This window comes from Streptomyces sp. NBC_00224 (assembly GCF_041435195.1).
Lineage (GTDB): Bacteria > Actinomycetota > Actinomycetes > Streptomycetales > Streptomycetaceae > Streptomyces.
The window spans coordinates 8,785,898-8,802,196 of record NZ_CP108106.1 but is presented as its reverse complement, the minus strand read 5'-3'; the positions used below and the strand labels follow the sequence as shown (position 1 = coordinate 8,802,196).

General features: G+C 70.5%; 17 protein-coding genes. 15 read left to right on the top strand and 2 right to left on the bottom strand.

The annotated features are described in order from the left end of the window. Positions 1 to 49 precede the first annotated feature (49 nt). A complete protein-coding gene (locus OG965_RS39365; protein ID WP_371647957.1) occupies positions 50 to 1,426 on the bottom strand; it encodes a Tat pathway signal protein in 1,377 nt (458 codons plus the stop codon). A 300-nt stretch (positions 1,427 to 1,726) separates the two neighbouring features. On the opposite strand from OG965_RS39365, the gene OG965_RS39360 reads away from it, so the two are divergent. The 11 genes from OG965_RS39360 to OG965_RS39310 all read left to right on the top strand — a co-directional run bounded on the left by OG965_RS39360 (position 1,727) and on the right by OG965_RS39310 (position 11,363). Next, complete coding sequence (locus tag OG965_RS39360; RefSeq protein ID WP_371647959.1) at positions 1,727 to 2,245, top strand: ATP-binding protein; 519 nt, start codon at positions 1,727 to 1,729, stop codon at positions 2,243 to 2,245. Continuing rightward, entirely contained in the window at positions 2,242 to 3,018 is a 777-nt protein-coding gene (locus OG965_RS39355; protein ID WP_371647961.1) for an SAM-dependent methyltransferase, read from the top strand. Before OG965_RS39360 ends, OG965_RS39355 begins: the two co-directional genes overlap by 4 nt. After that, positions 3,009 to 3,647: a hypothetical protein gene (locus OG965_RS39350; RefSeq protein ID WP_371647963.1), complete on the top strand. Its 639-nt coding sequence runs from the start codon at positions 3,009 to 3,011 to the stop codon at positions 3,645 to 3,647. The genes OG965_RS39355 and OG965_RS39350 overlap by 10 nt, the downstream gene beginning before the upstream one ends. Further along, the gene (locus OG965_RS39345) at positions 3,647 to 4,696 is read left to right on the top strand and encodes a hypothetical protein (RefSeq protein WP_371647965.1); all 1,050 of its coding nucleotides are present in this window, start codon (positions 3,647 to 3,649) and stop codon (positions 4,694 to 4,696) included. The genes OG965_RS39350 and OG965_RS39345 overlap by 1 nt, the downstream gene beginning before the upstream one ends. Before the next feature lie 65 nt (positions 4,697 to 4,761). Further along, positions 4,762 to 6,270: an amino acid permease gene (locus tag OG965_RS39340; protein ID WP_371656806.1), complete on the top strand. Its 1,509-nt coding sequence runs from the start codon at positions 4,762 to 4,764 to the stop codon at positions 6,268 to 6,270. Then, positions 6,271 to 7,725, top strand: a complete 1,455-nt coding sequence (locus OG965_RS39335; protein WP_371647967.1) for a glutamine synthetase family protein — start codon at positions 6,271 to 6,273, stop codon at positions 7,723 to 7,725. It abuts the gene before it with no gap. After that, complete coding sequence (locus OG965_RS39330; protein WP_371656798.1) at positions 7,691 to 8,629, top strand: sugar phosphate isomerase/epimerase family protein; 939 nt, start codon at positions 7,691 to 7,693, stop codon at positions 8,627 to 8,629. Before OG965_RS39335 ends, OG965_RS39330 begins: the two co-directional genes overlap by 35 nt. 69 nt (positions 8,630 to 8,698) lie before the next feature. Then, a complete protein-coding gene (locus tag OG965_RS39325) occupies positions 8,699 to 8,968 on the top strand; it encodes a hypothetical protein (RefSeq protein WP_371647971.1) in 270 nt (89 codons plus the stop codon). A gap of 52 nt (positions 8,969 to 9,020) precedes the next feature. Then, on the top strand, positions 9,021 to 9,527 hold the full coding sequence (locus tag OG965_RS39320; RefSeq protein ID WP_371647972.1) for a hypothetical protein: 507 nt from the start codon (positions 9,021 to 9,023) through the stop codon (positions 9,525 to 9,527). A gap of 57 nt (positions 9,528 to 9,584) precedes the next feature. Next, the gene (locus tag OG965_RS39315; RefSeq protein ID WP_371647974.1) at positions 9,585 to 10,577 is read left to right on the top strand and encodes a hypothetical protein; all 993 of its coding nucleotides are present in this window, start codon (positions 9,585 to 9,587) and stop codon (positions 10,575 to 10,577) included. Between the two features lie 51 nt (positions 10,578 to 10,628). Further along, a complete protein-coding gene (locus OG965_RS39310) occupies positions 10,629 to 11,363 on the top strand; it encodes a hypothetical protein (RefSeq protein ID WP_371647976.1) in 735 nt (244 codons plus the stop codon). Between the two features lie 177 nt (positions 11,364 to 11,540). Here OG965_RS39310 and OG965_RS39305 read toward each other — a convergent pair whose 3' ends face one another. Beyond that, entirely contained in the window at positions 11,541 to 11,765 is a 225-nt protein-coding gene (locus OG965_RS39305) for a hypothetical protein (protein WP_371647978.1), read from the bottom strand. 36 nt (positions 11,766 to 11,801) lie between these two features. On the opposite strand from OG965_RS39305, the gene OG965_RS39300 reads away from it, so the two are divergent. The 4 genes from OG965_RS39300 (at position 11,802) to OG965_RS39285 (ending at position 16,294) form a co-directional block, all read left to right on the top strand. After that, on the top strand, positions 11,802 to 12,551 hold the full coding sequence (locus tag OG965_RS39300; RefSeq protein ID WP_371647980.1) for a hypothetical protein: 750 nt from the start codon (positions 11,802 to 11,804) through the stop codon (positions 12,549 to 12,551). Between the two features lie 757 nt (positions 12,552 to 13,308). Then, complete coding sequence (locus OG965_RS39295) at positions 13,309 to 13,752, top strand: NUDIX domain-containing protein (RefSeq protein WP_371647982.1); 444 nt, start codon at positions 13,309 to 13,311, stop codon at positions 13,750 to 13,752. Further along, positions 13,749 to 14,273, top strand: a complete 525-nt coding sequence (locus OG965_RS39290; protein ID WP_371647984.1) for an NUDIX domain-containing protein — start codon at positions 13,749 to 13,751, stop codon at positions 14,271 to 14,273. Before OG965_RS39295 ends, OG965_RS39290 begins: the two co-directional genes overlap by 4 nt. Beyond that, the gene (locus OG965_RS39285; RefSeq protein WP_371647986.1) at positions 14,270 to 16,294 is read left to right on the top strand and encodes an ATP-binding cassette domain-containing protein; all 2,025 of its coding nucleotides are present in this window, start codon (positions 14,270 to 14,272) and stop codon (positions 16,292 to 16,294) included. The genes OG965_RS39290 and OG965_RS39285 overlap by 4 nt, the downstream gene beginning before the upstream one ends. Positions 16,295 to 16,299 lie beyond the last annotated feature (5 nt).

Below are 16,299 nucleotides of genomic sequence, written 5' to 3'. Positions count from 1 at the left end.
TCGCCTCGATCGGCGAGGCGTGGTGCGGACCGGCGGCGTCGTGGCACCGTCACCCTACGCCGCGCAGTACGGCGGCTGCCCGCTGGTCGACTTCGGCAGCGGCGCTTCCTCCTCGGCCGCGGACGGGGGACAGCGCGCGCCGCATGTGGACCACGGTGTCGCGTACCCGTCCGGACTGGATCCCGTCGATCACGTCGAGGGCCTGGGCCCAGGTCTGGCACGCGGCGTCGAGGTGTCCCTGGCGGACCTGAACGTCGCCGAGGTAGCCGAGGGTGACGGCGTGGGTGCGCAGGAACGGCTTGCCCCGGGTGCGGACGCTGCGCTGGAACTCGGCTTCGGCGCCCTTGAGGTCGCCGAGATCTCGCAGTGTGCAGGCGGTTTCATGGGCGAGGGCAGCCTCGCCGAAGAAGAACACCCGGCTCGGTTCGAGGTCCTCTCGGGCCCGGCCGAGGTCGTCTTCGGCACGCCGCAGAGCAGCCAGGGCAGCCTGTTTGCGCTGTGCGGCCGCCAGGGCCCGCGCGTGGACCACACCGAGCAGGGCCTTCTCCCGGGGGCTGGCGAGTGCGTAGCGGCTCTGGGTGAGCGAGCCTTCGGCGATGTCCAGGGCGCGTTGGGGGTGCCCGAGGTCGATGGCCTGGTGGGCGGCGGCGCGCAGGATATGGCCCCCCAGGGGCGCGTCGTCGGCTTCGGCAGCGATGCGGAAGGCGAGGGTGAAGCACTGTTGCGCCTGTCCGTGGTCCGATGCGTCAAAGCTCATCCAGCCCGCGAGGTAGACGAGTTCGGCCGCAGCAGAGAAGAGCTCGCGGCGCAGGCCCTCGCAGGACACGCGGCGCGAGAGGTAGTCGGCGACGTCGTGCTGGAGGTAGGCGAGCAGCGCGGCCCGGCCGGCCTCGCCGCCGAGGCGCTGGTCCTGCCGGGAGTAGTGGTGCATGGCGTCGCGTACGGCTTCGACGTGGGCGGGGCTGATGGTGCGCCGGGACAGGGAGCGGCGCTCCTGGGCCCGTTGGGCCCTCTCTCGCCACCAGGGCTCGGCCGGCAGGGCAGCGCCTGCGGCCGAGTAGCCCAGAAGTTTCCTGCGGGTGAGGTCCCTCATGCTGTCGCCCCCGATATCCACCAGTTGCACCACCGTGTCAGCGTCCCAGTCCCAGGTGGTCGGCGGCACCGTTGCGCTGGGGGCGAGCCCGATCTGCGCCAGGGTGACCACGCGGCCCAGTCCTCGCGACAGCGTCTCGCACAAGATATCCGGCGCGGGGGCGCTGGGGCGGCTGCCTCGCACCCACTGGTTGATATGCGAGCGCGTCACGGTGAGGAGTTCACTGGCCGCGTGCTCGGCGGCCGTACGCCGAAAATGGGCCGCCACCCGCTCCTGGGACCAGCCCAGTTCGTTGATCACAGACTCCAACAGCGTGTTGCGTGTGCGCGCCACAATGCGCCCCTGTCACCAAGTCGATCTTTACCCGTGTTACCCGTGCCCGTGCCCGCGCTGGGGTGTCTGCGAGAGCCGTCGCGCGGTTGCCTGGGCACGACGATATTCCCCAACAGCCCCTGCACGATGGCACATCGACGACACCTCACCCCGGAAGGCTGCCTGTCCGCCGGTGGATCCGCAGCACGGCGATCCCCTCTCCGCCCCGTCTCCGTGGAGCTCCTGATGCCCCCCACCACCTCGCTCATGCAGAGTTCCTTGCTTCACCTCCTCGGTGAGCCTCCCGCTGCACCCGCACTCGTGCCTGCGCCCTTACGCACCCAGCTGGCCTGCTGGGATCCGGAGTCCGCCGAGCGCGTCTACAGCCGGGAGTTGTGGTTCCAGCGCACCACCCCGCGAGCCGACGTGCTGGCCGGGCCGGACGCGCAGTGGCCGCAGCGGTGCAGGGCTCTGGCGGCACAGTCTCTGCTCGCCTGGAGGCTTGAGACCCTGGCCGATGATGTGGTGCTGGCCGGGGCGGAGTTGGTCACCAATGCGCTGTGCCACGGCGCCGGGAAGATCACCTTCCGGCTCGCGCGTACCCGCACCGATCGGGGTGTGCTCGTCGCTGTGGCCGACCAGTCACCGGCCCCTGTCCGCCCGCGCCGTCCTGAGCCTGGGGAGCTCAGTGGCCGGGGTCTCCAGCTGATCGAGGCACTGGCGCACCGCTGGGGTGTCGCCCCGCGCAGAGACGGTGTGGGCAAGTGGGTCTGGTGCTACTTCCAGGACCTCGACCCCACGTGGGATGTAAGTCCCCAGCACGCGGGCGGTGCACGGTGACCACCGCGCGGGTACGGCTGGTCGACTCGGCGGGAGCGGTGGCGGGCGGCGGGGAGCCCGGGCAGAGACAGCGCCTGACGGCCACCGCGGAGCCGCATCCGGGCACCGAGCGCCTGGACCGCATCCATGCGGAGCTGGTCGTGACCTCACTGGCCCGGCGCGGACTCCAGCAGTTCATCGACGTGCGCCTGCCCATGCTGCGCGGGTTCGAGGATGACCTGCACCGGATCGCTCGGCGGATCCAGCCGCAGGCCACGTGGCTCTGCATCGACCACGAGCTGCCCTCGCCGCGCGCCCGCCGGACCCCGAAGGCGATGCCGGGTGGGGCGCCGGTGCTGCGGGCACGGTTCGAGGAAATGGAGCAGCTGCTGGACGCGGCCGAGGCGCGCCTGGAGCGCACGCAGCCGATAGCCGCCCTGCTGCACGATGTGCTCTTCCAGGTCCGTGATGCGCCCGCCCGCGCGGGGATGGTCCTGCTGCGCGAATGGCTGGCCGCGGGCAGCGCCGTCTCGCTCACCCACCCCACTCCGGACCTGATCAGGCGCGCCCGCCCGGCCGATGTGACCGCCCGCCCCGCCCCGCTGTTCCAGGGGCGCAGACGGGCCCAGATCGCCGCACTGCTCGACGGCTTCCACCAGGTGGGCCGGATGGTACCGACACACCAGTGGCATCCCGCCCATCCCCACCGGGGACAGCCCGGCTGGGCCGCGGGCAGCTACGCCGCGCTCGCCTTCACACCGCACCCGTCGGCGAAGGAGAACGCATGTACGTGATGCGTCTGCTCACCGCGGCCGATAGGCAGGCGGCGGTCACCCTCGTCCAGGAGCGGATGAGGGCACTGGATGCCAGAGCCCCGGGCAAGGCCGGCTCCGCCCCGCTGCACATCGCCGCCTTCCTTGGCACACCGCCCAGCCCCGGGGAATGCGTAACCGGCCTCTTCGAGGGCGACGTGCTCCTGGCCGTGTTGGTGTTGGCCCGCTCCAACGGTCTGCTGCCCAGCCCGCCGGCCGGGCAGCACACGCAGGCGGAGCTGGTGGTGGTCGACGCATACACCCACCCCAGCATGAGGGAGCTGCGGCTGGGGATCCTGCTGTCGATGTGGGTAAGCGACCATGCTGCCCGGCTCACCCCGCCGGCGTCCCATGTCACCGCGGTGGTCCGCGACCCGTATCTGGCCTCCTACCTCTGCCAGATGTGCGCCTGGGTCGAGGACCGGCACGTCCAGGAGGCGGGCCGCCATGAGATCGTCCTGCACCGGCCCGCCGAGGAGCTGCGCAACCTCAACCAGGCGATCACCACCGAATCGGCGCTGATCACTGTCTTCAACCACTGCGGCACGGCCGGTGACGATGTCCGCGAGGCCCTGCCTTCCGGGATTCCGCCCCTGAGGGGGGCGCTGTGATGGCGCGCGGAAGGGGTGTCGGCGAGGAGAGCATGGTGCCCGTCTATCACCCGGCTGGATTCGACGGTCCGCTGCGCACGGCGCTGGAGGAGATGGAGGCGGCCCGCTGGGCCGGGATACGGGATCTGCTGCACGCCACCGGCAGGGACTGGGATCTGCGGACCTCCCGCAGCCAAGTGCTGGCCGCGGCCGCGGCGCGCACCGACCGCGATGTCGTGGGGGCCTGGCTGTATGAGGAGCCCGACAGTGTGGACGGTCACGTCATGCACGCCCGGGTGCTGGTGCAGCGGGCACTGCACGCCCACCGCCGCCGGCAGGCGAATACCGCCGCGCTCGTCGAGGCGGCGCGTGCCAGCTGCCTGCACGCCCACGAGCGCGCCCCGGACGATCCAGTACCGCTGATCGCCCTGCTGGCCCTCGGGGTGACCGACGTCCACTTCCGCTACCCCGACTACTGGCAGGAGGCAGGCGAACTGATGCTCCCGCCGGGTCCCTGGGGCCTGTGGGCGGCGATCTGGCAGCGCCACCCCTACAGCCGGGAGGCCGGGCACCAGATGCTGCGCTGCGTCACCCGCCCCGGCACCGGGGCCGCCCCCAACGCATTCGCCCGCTGGGTGACGTCGTGGGCGCGGCCCGGTAAGGATGCGGCACTGCTGATGCTGCCGCTGTATGCAGCCGTGGACATCTTCCACCACGACGGCGGCCGCGATCCGCTGCTGCGCCGCCAGTGGAACCGTGACCCGCTGCGCCGCGACGTTCTGCGGGCGTATGACAGCGCGGACCTGCGGGTGGATGCGCACGTCTCCGTCTCCGACCTCAACTACCTGGCTCACGCCATGTTTTGCGCCCAGGAGTACGAGAAGGCCGGGCAGGTCTTCGCCGTCCTGGACTGCCACTTCACCCGCGCCCCCTGGGCCTACCACACCACCGATCCGTCCCAGGACGCCTTGGCCGCCCACGAGTTCTTGCGCGTGCGCGGCATCTGCCTGTACACCGCCCGGCGCGCCCGCGCACAGGACATCCCTCCGCCCGGCCCTGCCCGGCCCTGACCGCCCTGCCCCTGCACGTCCCTTGCCCGTTTTCTTCCGATCTCTTGGAGGTTGTGTTGCCTGCGATGCCCCCGCCCACTCCCAGACCTCGGCCACCGCTCGATGACGACCGTCTGCGCGAGCTCGGCTACACCCCTCAGCTGGCCCGGCGCATGGGCCGGTTCGGCAACGCCGCGATCAGCTTCTCGGTGATCAGCATCCTGTCCGGCTGCATGACGATGTACGGCTTCGGCATGGGCGCGGGCGGCCCCGTGGTCATGCTGTGGGGCTGGCTGGCCGTCGGCCTCATGGTCTGCTTCGTCGGCGCTGGCCTCGCCGAAGTGACCAGCGCCTACCCCACCAGCGGCGGCCTGTACTTCATGGCCGACCGGCTCGGCGGCAAGAAATGGGGCTGGTACACCGGCTGGCTCAACCTGCTCGGCCTGCTGGGAGGCATCGCCGGGATCGACTTCGGCGCCGCCCTGTTCACCGGGGCCTTCTTGAACCTGCAGACAGGCTTCACCCCCACCCCCGGCAAGATCATGGCCACCTACTTCGTGATCCTCGCGTTGCACGCGGTGCTGAACCTGTTCGGGGTGCGGCTGATATCCGTCCTCAACGGGATCAGCGTGTGGTGGCACCTGGCGGGCGTCGCCCTCATCGTCGGCGCACTCACTCTCGCGCCCACCCATCACCGCTCCCCGCACTACGCGTTCACCGAGTTCGTGAACACCACCGGCTGGTCATCGAACGGCTATGTGGTGCTGCTCGGGCTGCTGCTGGCCCAGTACACCTTCAGCGGCTACGACGCCTCCGCGCACCTGTCGGAGGAAACCGCCAACGCCGCCGAGGCCGCGCCGCGCGGCATCATGAGCGCCATCACCTGGTCCTGGGCAGCGGGATTCGTCCTTCTGTGCGGCCTCACGTTCGCCCTCCACGACTACGCCGCCGTCCAAAACTCCGCGCTGGGCGTACCGCCCGCGCAGATATTCCTCGACGCCCTGGGAGTCGGCTGGGCCAAGGCCCTGCTGCTGGTGGTGATCGTGGCCCAGCTGTTCTGCGGCAACGCCGAAACCGCCGCCTGCTCCCGGATGATCTTCGCGTTCAGCCGGGACAACGCCCTGCCCGGCTCCGCACGGTGGCGCCGGGTTCATGCCCGCACCGGCACCCCGCGGGCCGCCGTCTGGCTCTCCGTTGCCGTCGCCGGCCTCCTGGCCCTGCCCTATCTGTACAGCCCCACCGCCTACGGAGCGGTCGTCGCGATCAACGTCGTCGGCATCACCCCCGCCTACGCCATCCCCATCTATCTGCGGGTGCGCCAGGGCCGCGCCTTCCAGCAGGGTCCCTGGAATCTTGGCCGCTGGGGCGGGCTGGTCGGGACGGTCGCGGTGGTGTGGGTGGCGTTCGTGACGGTGGTGTTCTGCCTGCCCCAGAGCCGTCCGGTCACCGTGGACACCTTCAACTATGCACCCCTCGCCCTGCTCGTCGCACTCACCCTGGCCGCTGTGTGGTGGCGGGTAGCGGGCAAGGACTACGAGCTGCCGCCGGTCGCCGCCAGCGGTGACCTCGCCCAGATCCAGGATGAGGTGGTGTGAGTGCCTCCCCTCTCCCGATCCCGCGAGGGCGCCGAGCACCCCGGCGGCCCCACCTCCTCCCCCGCCCGTACGAGCATGGCCGCTCCACCCCGACCGCCGGCCCCAACGCCGCCCCTGGAGACGCTGAAGAAGGCGGTCAAGGACGGCACCGTCGAGACGGTGCTCTGCGGGATCGTGGACCCGCACGGGCGTCTGGCCGGAAAACACTATGGCGCACGGCACTTCCTCATGGACGTAGTGCCGCACGGCGCCGACATGTGCGCGTATCTGCAGTCCAGCTCGATCGACATGACCCCGGCCCCTGCCGGATCGGGCCTTGCCTCCATGGAGGGCGGGTTTCCCGACTTCCGTGTGGTGCCTGACCTGTCGACCCTGCGGTTGGTGCCCTGGCTGCCGAAGGCTGCGCTCGTCCTGGCCGATGCCTTCAGCGACGACGGGGAGCCGTCCGCCCTGGACCCGCGGGAGATCCTGCGCCACCAGCTCGGCCGTCTGGCCGCCCACGGACTGCGCGCCGACGCCGGTCTGGAGAGCGAATTCGTCCTGTACCAGGGCACTTACTCCCCCGCCCGGACGGTCGGCGGTCCCGCCCTGCCCCCGCTCACCCCGCAGGGCGGCGACTACGCCCTGCACCAGTCCCCTGCCGTTAGCCGCTACCTCCACCGCCTGCAGCATGCGCTCGCAGCCGCGGGCATGCCGGTGGAGGCGGTCAAGGGCGAGGCGGCCGCCGGGCAAATCGAGGTCACCTTCCCCTACGGGGACGCGCTCAAGGCCTGTGACCAGCATGTCGTGTTCAAGCACGCCGTCCAGACCCTGGCCCGCAAAGCCGGGGCGGAGGCGACGTTCATGGCGGCGCCACAGACCGGCGTCGGCAGCGGCCTGCACCTGCACGTCTCCCTCACGCGCAGCGGCAGCCCCATGTTCGCGCACAGCGAGGGCACTGTGCTCTCGCAGACCGGCGAGAAGGCGATCGCAGGGCTGCTGGACGTGCTGGCGGAGCTGGCTGTGCTGTATGCGCCGAACACCAACTCCTACAAGCGGTACGTGCCCGGCTCGTTCGCCCCCACCCGCATGACCTGGGGGCTCGACAACCGCACCTGTGCCGTGCGCGTCGTCGGCCATGGCTCCAGCCTGCGCGCCGAGATCCGCGTCGCCGGGGCAGACGCCAACCCCTACCTGGCCCTGGCCGCAGTGATCGCCGCCATCGTCCACGGCCTTGAATCCGATCTGGCCGCGCCGCCGCGCTGGGTCAACAACGCCCACACCGCACGCGACGAGCCGGCGCTGCCCGCCAGTCTCGAAGAAGCGCTCCGTCTCCTGGAGCACAGCGCCTTCGCCGAGAAGGCCTTCGGGGAAGAGACCGTCGGCGTGCTGATCCACCTCGCCGCAGCCGAGATCACCCACCAGCAGGCCACGGTGACCGATGCCGAACAGGCCCGCTGGTTCACGCAGGCCTAGCCCTCGCGGCCCGGTCGGCCCACCGCCACCGGGCCGCCCGCCCAGGGATCACGAGCAAGGAATCGTCATGGAGTTATGTCTGAACCGGGGGGCGATCGCCCCTCAGGCCCCGCACCACGAAGTGGTACGCGCAGCCGCTGACCGCGGGTTTCGTCAGGTGGAGATGTCCGCTCCGCACTGGCTCACAGCCCTGGACAGCGATCCGGGCCTGCACGCACTGATCGTTTCGGATGCGCTCGTCCCCATCCATGGCTCCTGGGGTCTGCGGCTGGGCTGGGACGATGACCGCTTCGAAGCCGGGCTGCGCCACGCGCGCGTGCGGATGGCGGCGATGGCCTCCCTCGGCAGCCGCAGCGGATCACTGGTCCTGCCCCGCTTCGCCCCTGGACGCACATCGATCAGCCCAGCTCAGCTCCAGGACCGCATCGGCCGCACCGGTGCCCAGGCCGCCCGCAACGGCCTCGACCTCGTCCTGGAATTCATCGGCGTGGGCAGCGCGACGGACGAAGGAGTGCGCAGCCTGCCGGAGGCGGTCGCCTGCGCCCAGGGCCTGGGCTACAACGTCGGCGTCCTCCTGGACACTTACCACTGGCACGCCAGCAACGGCACCCTGAGCCAACTCGCCCAGATCCCGCCGGACATGCCTTTGATCGTGCAGATCAGTGACGCCCTCGGCCTTCCCCGCACCCAGCTCACCGACGCCATGCGAATGCTGCCCGGCGACGGTGTCATCGACTGGCCGCCCTTGCTGACCGCGTTGCACGAGCGTGGCTATCGCGGCCCGCTGTCCATCGACGCGCACACGTACCTGCACGGCCGGTCCCCCACCGATGCGGTCCTCGCGGCCCACAGGGCGGGGCAAGCACTGCTCACGCGCCACCCCCTCACCGCCGGGGCGGCCTGATGACGACTGCCCTGACGCACCGACCCCCGCCCCTGGACACCGAGGACGCGGACCCGGGGTGGGACCTGCATGCCGCCGCCGAGCACCCGCCGACCGCTGCCCGCCGCCTGCCCTCCCCCGACCATGATCCTGCTCCATACGTTTGTCTATGGCGTCATCCCCGCGTACGCCCTCGTGCTGGCCTGGTCCGTAGTGAAAACTTCTCCCCCGCGAGCCAAGCCGCAGCGCGGGGATGCGGCATCGTTCTGGCGCGTCTACTTCACGGGGTACGCGACGTTCCCGCTGCTGTGCCTGCTGCTCATCGCGACGATCCCGCTCTTCCCCGGCCGTGTGCCGTGAACACCGGCCCTCACCTGCAAGTCCGCGAACCCGGGCCGGTTCGGAGGCAGCCGTGACGCCCCTCTACACGCTCCTCGCCCCCGCGGCATTCGCCGTGGCCATACCCGCCCGGCTCCAGGCCGAGCCGCCCCTCTCCGTACTGTTCCCGCCGCAGGGGGGCGAGACGGTCATCGGTGAGACGTTCCAGGTGGTGATCACCGCGGCAGGCCCGTTCTCCCGCGCCGTGCTCGAACGCGTCGAAGAGCTGCAGCCGGCGGGGGCCGGGCCGGTGTTGGCCGACCAGCAGGGCGCCTTCTGCCTGTGGCTCATCCCTTCCGGCATCGCATGGGCACACCCTCACGGGTTCTGCAGGTCGAGGGGACGCAGCGACCTGCCCCCGCTCGACCAGACCGAGCCGCCCGGGACGTACTGGGTCAGAACTCCGCGCGCGCACTGGGTGGGGCCGCTCACCCTCGCCACCGCTCTCGACGACATCGCACCACCCCCGCCACCACTGAGCCTGGTGCTGCTGCCCCCGAGCGCGGCCCCGGCACCGCCCACGACGCGGGCGGCGCGATGACCAACACCCGCCTCGCCCGCAGCGCTCACCTGTCCGCCCGCCTCTGAAAGGTTCCCCGTGAACGAGAGTGTGTCGTCCCTGTCTGTTTCCGCCTTCACCGACGAGCCCATCCCTTACATCGTCGCTGTCGTGCACGGTGGCGAGTCCGCCGAGGCGGCCGTGCGCTCCCGCCGGTGCGCTCAGGCGGTGGCTGAAGCCGTGATCGGTCAGGGTGGCGAAGCCCGCCTCACGCTCGCGGACGGCGTCTCGCTCCCGGCGTTCGTGGACGAGACCGGCGCCGAGCGGGCCATCGTGACCATGGGGGATGTGCCGTGCGACGCGGGCAGCCTGCAAGGCCTGCTCAACTCGCTGGAGGTGGACTACGTCGGGTCCGGCGTCGCCGGCTGCACCCTCGCCGCCCGGCCTGTGACCGCCCGCACCCTCCTGCGCGCCGCCCAGGTTCCCGTGCCGCCCCATGGCCCGGTGGCGGCGCACGCCGGGCTGCGCGCCGAGGCTCTGCGGATCTGGGGCGAAGCGAGCGGTCGAGTCCGTGTCCTGCCCGTCCTGCCCGCACCGGTCCCCCTCGGAGCGGAAGGCGACACCGTTTTGGCCTGCGCGGGCGCCGCCGACACGCTGGACGCGCTGACCGACCTGCTCACCCACGCCGCCCCCGCAGCCCCGTTGATGTGGGAGAGCGACATCGCCGGACAAAGCCTGTGGATCGGGATCCTCGACGACGGCCAAGGCGATCCGTACGCGCTGCGGCCTCTGCCCTGCAGTGGCATGCCGCCCGCCGACCGTGCCACCCTCGCTCGCGCCCGGCGCCTGGCCCTGCGCGCCCACCAAGTCCTGCTTCTTCGTGGTCTGTCCCTGCACCGCTTCACCCGGTCCAAAGCCACCCAGCTGCTATGGCGCGAGGTACAGACCCAGCCCGACCTGTCCCCCACCGGCCTGCTCCCCCAGATGGCCACCGCCCACCACCAATACGCCTACGCCGAGTTCATCTACAGCCTCCTGGACAACAGCGCCACCGATCGCACCGCCTGGCGCCGCACCCTCACACCCGCCTGACCTGCCAGGAGCCAGCCCCCTATCCCCCTCCACGACCTCACGGAGAACGCGATGTACGTCATGCGGCCCGCCAACTACGCGGATGAGAAAGGCATCACGCAGGTGATCGTCGACCGGTGCACCCACCTCGCGGACCGCCGACGCATCCGCCACGCCCGTGATGCCGTCCACTCCCTCCTGACCCGCCACCCCACCGCATCGGATCAACTGTGGGTGTTCACCGACGAAACGGCCGCTCCCCACCCCGGCAGCCGCAGCCACGACGCCCCTATCGTCGGCTGCCTGACCCTCACCGCCCGCCTGCCCCACACCCCGCTGTGGACGCCGACCGAACACGCCGAGGCGTGCCTGAGCCTGGAACACCTCTACACCCACCCTGCCCCTGAACATCGGCGTGTCGGCTGGATGATGACCTGCTGTGCCCTCGACCACGTCGCCCGCACCTTCCCCCGAGCGCACTGGGTGCGCTGCGCGGTGCCGCACACACGGCTCCTGCACCACCTGCGCGAGCAGTGGGGGTGGGAGCACGTCCGCAGCGGACCCGGTCAAGACGGCACCGATGTACATCTGCTCCAGCACCGGCCCGAAGCAAAGCCTGGCCTTCCCACATTGATCGCCACCGGCCACCCCGCACCGAAGAAGGAAAGCCGTGACTCCCCGGGCAGCATCAGAACTGGGCCGAGGACAGCCCCTGGCATCGAGCGGTCGCCGCCGCCGGGTTCGCTTCTCCTGTGCCCTACCACCATCTCAGCCAGGCGGCAGGAGAACTCAAGCTCTCCCCGTTGAGGTGCCCGCCACCCGCATCCGTGCCGGATCCGTGGCACGGCAGCAGCCACCGCGCCACCGTCCAGTCATGGCGAGGGCTTCGCGGAAAGAAGTCCCTCCCAGCCACCCCCACCCCACCCTGTTTCCCACCCGTTCGTGGAGTTCTTGATGCAATCCGGTCCCTACACAGCGACGGGCTCACTTCCCCTGCCCGCTCAGGAGGTTGAGGAGTGCGTCGCGGTCATCTACGGCGCCGCCTTCCGCCGCGATGCCCGCCGCCTGCAGCAGCACGCCCAGGAGATCGCTGATGCGGTCGGCAGCCTCGGACGTAAAGCGTGCGTGGTCGACGCAGATGACGGCGTCGTCGCTGGAACGCTGTGGGAAGCGTCTGCCGAACGGGCCGTAGTCGTCACCACCCCTCACCCCGACGCCGGCTCACTCCAGGGCCTTCTCAACCACATGGGGATCCCGTACGTGGGCTCCGGTGTCCTGGGCACCGCTCTGGCCGCGCACCAATACAGCGCCCGCCAGCTCCTGCGCCACGCCGGAGTCCGAGTGCCCCACCATGTGCTGATCAACGCCCGCAACCAGCCGCGTGCCGAGGCCAGCCGCATCTTCAACCAGCTGCCCCTCAGTCCCGTACGGATCCTGCCCGTCACCCCACCCACGCAGCCGCTGCCCGCCAGAGCCGAGGAGGAAAGCGAGGAGTGGCGGTGTACCGGACTGGCCCACAGCCGGGACGAACTCGCCGACCTCATCGCCCGCCACCGCTCACGGGCCGCGCTGCTGGCCGAAACCGAGATCCCCGGCAGGGGTCTGTGTGTCGGGATCCTGCCCGAGCGCAGCGGCCGTCCCCGCGCACTCACCCTTCCCGCCCAGGCCCACCCCCTCGGCGACGAGGCACTCAACCACGCCCGCGACATGGCCCGGCGCGCTCACCGCACCCTGCACCTGCGCGGACCCGCCGTGCACCACCTCACACTGGAAGGCAGCACCCGCCCGGTGTGGCTCAGCGTGGAGACCCACCCCTGCCTGTCCGGCGACGGACTGCTCGCCGGCATGGCCGCCAGCCGCTGGGGCCTCAGCCACCCCGAGTTCATCGGCCAACTCCTCCAGTCAGCCACCACCGACGCAACCGCACACACGGACGCTCTGCCCACCCCAGCGGCCGCGAATATTGCGCTGGTGAGCGAGAGGGAGCGACGTTGAACGGCCGACGGCGACAGCCGAGCAGTCGTGCACCCCGCGTACACGATGGACGGGCCGGTGGGCATGTCGCACCACAGATGCTGCCCGGACAACTGGCCGAGTACCAACCGACGCACCACCCCTCGCGGAGGGGGTGGACACTCATCTTGCGCGGTGCCCCACGCCAGGCGGTATGGCGAGCCACCAGGCGCCCGCTGCCCTGGCTGCCGCCTCGTGCGGTGCTGCCTGTCTGTCACTTTACGGACCGCTCACCGAGAGACGGATCGCCGTGCTGCTGCGTACCGACGCCTCCGTCCGCAGGAGCCCACTCACCACGCCCCACCTGCGAGCCGTCATCGACCGGCACCAGACCAGCCTGCCGCTTGCGCTCGGACAGGGCTGCCTGCTGGACAACTCCCGCTGGCTCCACGCCCACACCGCCTTCCCGGGTGACCGTCTGTGTTGGCGAGCCCGGGGAGAACCGCGAATCCGCACTTTCCGCTCGCGATCCGTTTGCCGCTGTCCGTGTCTGTTCCCCGTCCGCCGTCCCTGGCCGGAGAGACCGATGTTGATCAAGGAAAGGCAATCACCGGTCCGTGTGACAGTTACCGCAAGAGTGGATCGAACGCAAGATCACGCCCCACCGGCCCGGAATCACGGGCCCATCGCCTCTAATCGAATGTTGTGGCGACGCTTCGCTCTCGCATCACCGTTACGCATGACCCGTCGGACGAGTTTCCCGAGCACCTGTCCGTACTGATGCCCCCGGAGGAGCTCCATGCGAACCCAGCCCAACATCATCGGCGTTCACCTTGTGTTCGAGCAGAACGGCCAGGTTCTCCTCCAGCATCGCGCACCGCGGTCCGCGTTCGCACCGCTGGAGTGGCACGTGCCGGCCGGACACCTGGAAGCCGAGTCGGCCGAGGAGTGCGCCGTACGGGAGGCCGGCGAAGAGCTCGGGGTGCTTCTCGATCCCCATGACCTCCGTCTCGTCCACGTGCTCCATTACCGCGACCGCACTCAGCCCATGCCACGCCTGCAGCTGTTCTTCCGCGTCCTCGGCTACCGGGGCACCCCCAGGATCTGCGAACCCGACCGCTGCATCGCGCTGGGCTGGCACCCGTCCTCGTCGCTGCCCACCCCGCTCGTCGACTACACCGCCGTCGCCCTCACCGCCATCGCCGCCAACCGGCCCTTCTCCGCCATGGGGTGGGGCGCATGACCACCCACAAGCCCCAGCGTGCGCTGGTCGGATCAGCCGCCGCCTCCTTCATCCAGCGCAACGACGGGAAAGTCCTGCTCGTGCACCACGCGGGCACCGGTCACTGGGTCATGCCGGGCGGCAAGACCGATGACGGACCAGGCGGCGGGGAGACCCCGCGCCAGTGCTGCGAACGCGAAGCCCGGGAAGAGACCAGCGCTCCTGTCACGGCAGGCAGGCTTTTGGTGGTGCAGTGGCTACCGAGCGGCCGCAACGGCCGGTACGAGGTGAACCCGTGCGCCTGCCACCTGTTCGTCTTCGCCGCCACCATCCGCCCCCAGGACCACGCCCGCATCCGCGTACCCGACGCGGAGCTGCTCGGATGGGGCTGGTGGGATCCCACCGAGGCCCCAGCCGTGATGGACGCGACAAACACCCATCTGCTCACCGCGGCGCTCCGCGCATCGGCGGGCACCGGCCCGGCGCCGGCCTACCTCGAAGAACTGCCCCCGTACGCACCGGCGGGAGGGGACGTCGCATGAGGCGGTGGCGCCGGCACAAGCCGGTGGAGGAGACGGTGCGGTCGGCCTCCGAGGAGACGGTGCGGTCGGCCTCCGAGGAGACGCTGTTCGGCGGGTCGCTGCGCTACGACCTCGGCTGGAACACACACGATGACGCCTTCCTTGAGCTCGGGCTGCGGGCCATGGTGATCCGGCTGCCCAAGCTGATCGCGTTGACGGTGAAGCTGGCGTGGCGGGCCGACCGCGATGCCCTGCGCCTGGTCACGGCGGCCGAGGTCGGCCGGGGCATCTGTCAGGCCGTCGGGCTGGTCGCCGTCAACCGGATCCTCGCGCATCTCCTCGCCGGCGGGACCACGGCTGAGAAGCTCACCGCCGCGAGCGGAGCGATCGGGGCAACTGCGGCCGCGGCGGGGATAGGGGCCGTGCTGCGGGCTCTGTCGACTGCCGGGACAGGGCGGCTGGAGCCGAAAGTGGAGCGGGTGGCGACCGAGCAGTATTTGGCGCACACCTCCACGGTGGAGCTGGCGGCGATCGAGGACGATGAGTTCCACCGCCTCCTCGACAGTGCCTCCTACGGGGCCGGGTCGGCGCGGCGTCTGGTCAAGTACGTGCAGAACATCGTCACGGGCTTCATGTCGCTGGCCGCTGCTGCCTCCGTCCTCGCGGTCCTGCACCCCCTGTTGATCGTGTTGCTGGTCGCGATGACGGTGCCCAGTTCCTGGGCCGCGCTGACGGTGGCCCGCCGCCGCTACACCTCCTTCCAGACCTGGGTCCAGCATTCGCGTGCCGGGCAGCTCATCAGCCGGCTGCTGATGTCCACCGAGGCCGCCGCCGAGATCCGCGCGCACCACATCGGCCCCTACCTGCTGCACCACTACCGGCAGATGTCGCTGGACCAGGAAGCCGAGCAGCACCGGCTTGCCCGTCTAGCCGCGCGCACCGGGCTGATCGCCGCCGCGTGGACCGGCCTGGCCACCGCGGCCGCCTACGCCACCCTCGGGGGCCTGCTGTGGAGCGGGGCGATGGCGTTGTCCGTGGGAGGAACAGCCGTCCTCGCCATCCGCACCGGCTCCTCCAGCCTGTCCAACCTGGTCCTGCAGATCAACTACTGCCACGAGGAATCCCTGTTCGTCGCAGACCTAGACCAGCTGTGCCAGCAAGCCACCGCCCGGGCGATTCCCCTCTGCGGGCAGGCGCTGCCCGCAAAGCCTCGCGAGATCCGCTTCGAGGACGTCTCCTTCACCTACCCCGGCAAGGACAGCAAGCAGGCCCTCAACGGCGCCACCCTGACGATCCCCACCGGCAAGATCGTTGCCCTGTGCGGGGAGAACGGCAGCGGCAAGTCCACCCTGGTCAAACTCCTCGCCGGCCTCTACCAGCCCGACACTGGACGCATCTGCTGGGACGACGTCGACACCGCCACCGCCAACCGCGCCGAACTCGTCTCCCGTCTCGCCATGGTCGGACAGGACTTCTACCGCTGGCCCTTCACCGCCGAAGTGAACATCTGCATCGGCCGCTCCACCATCCCCGTCAGCATCGAGCGGCGCGACCGAGCCGCCCGCTACGCCGGCGCCGACACCCTCATCGCCGACCTGCCGCGCGGCTGGAAAACCCTCCTGGCCCGCGGCTACAAGGACGGACACAACCCGTCGGGCGGGCAGTGGCAGAAACTGGGGATCGGCCGAGCCCACTACAGGGGCGGGGACATTCTGATCGTGGATGAGCCGACCTCCGCCCTCGACGCAAAGGCCGAGCAAAGCCTGTTCGATGAGTTCCGCAGCCTCGCCGACGACGGCCAGACCGTCATCCTCATCACCCACCGGCTCGGCTCCGTACGGACCGCCGACCTCATCTACGTACTCGATCACGGACGTGTCGTCGAAAGCGGCACCTTCACAGAGCTCCTCTCCGACACAGCGCCGGGACCGAAAGTCTTCCGCAGTCTCTACGAACTCCAGGCCGCCCAGTACCAGCAGCCCAACGTCACGATCCCCCACCCCACGACCCCAGCCGGGTCCGGCGAAGGGCGCACCTCATGAGCGCA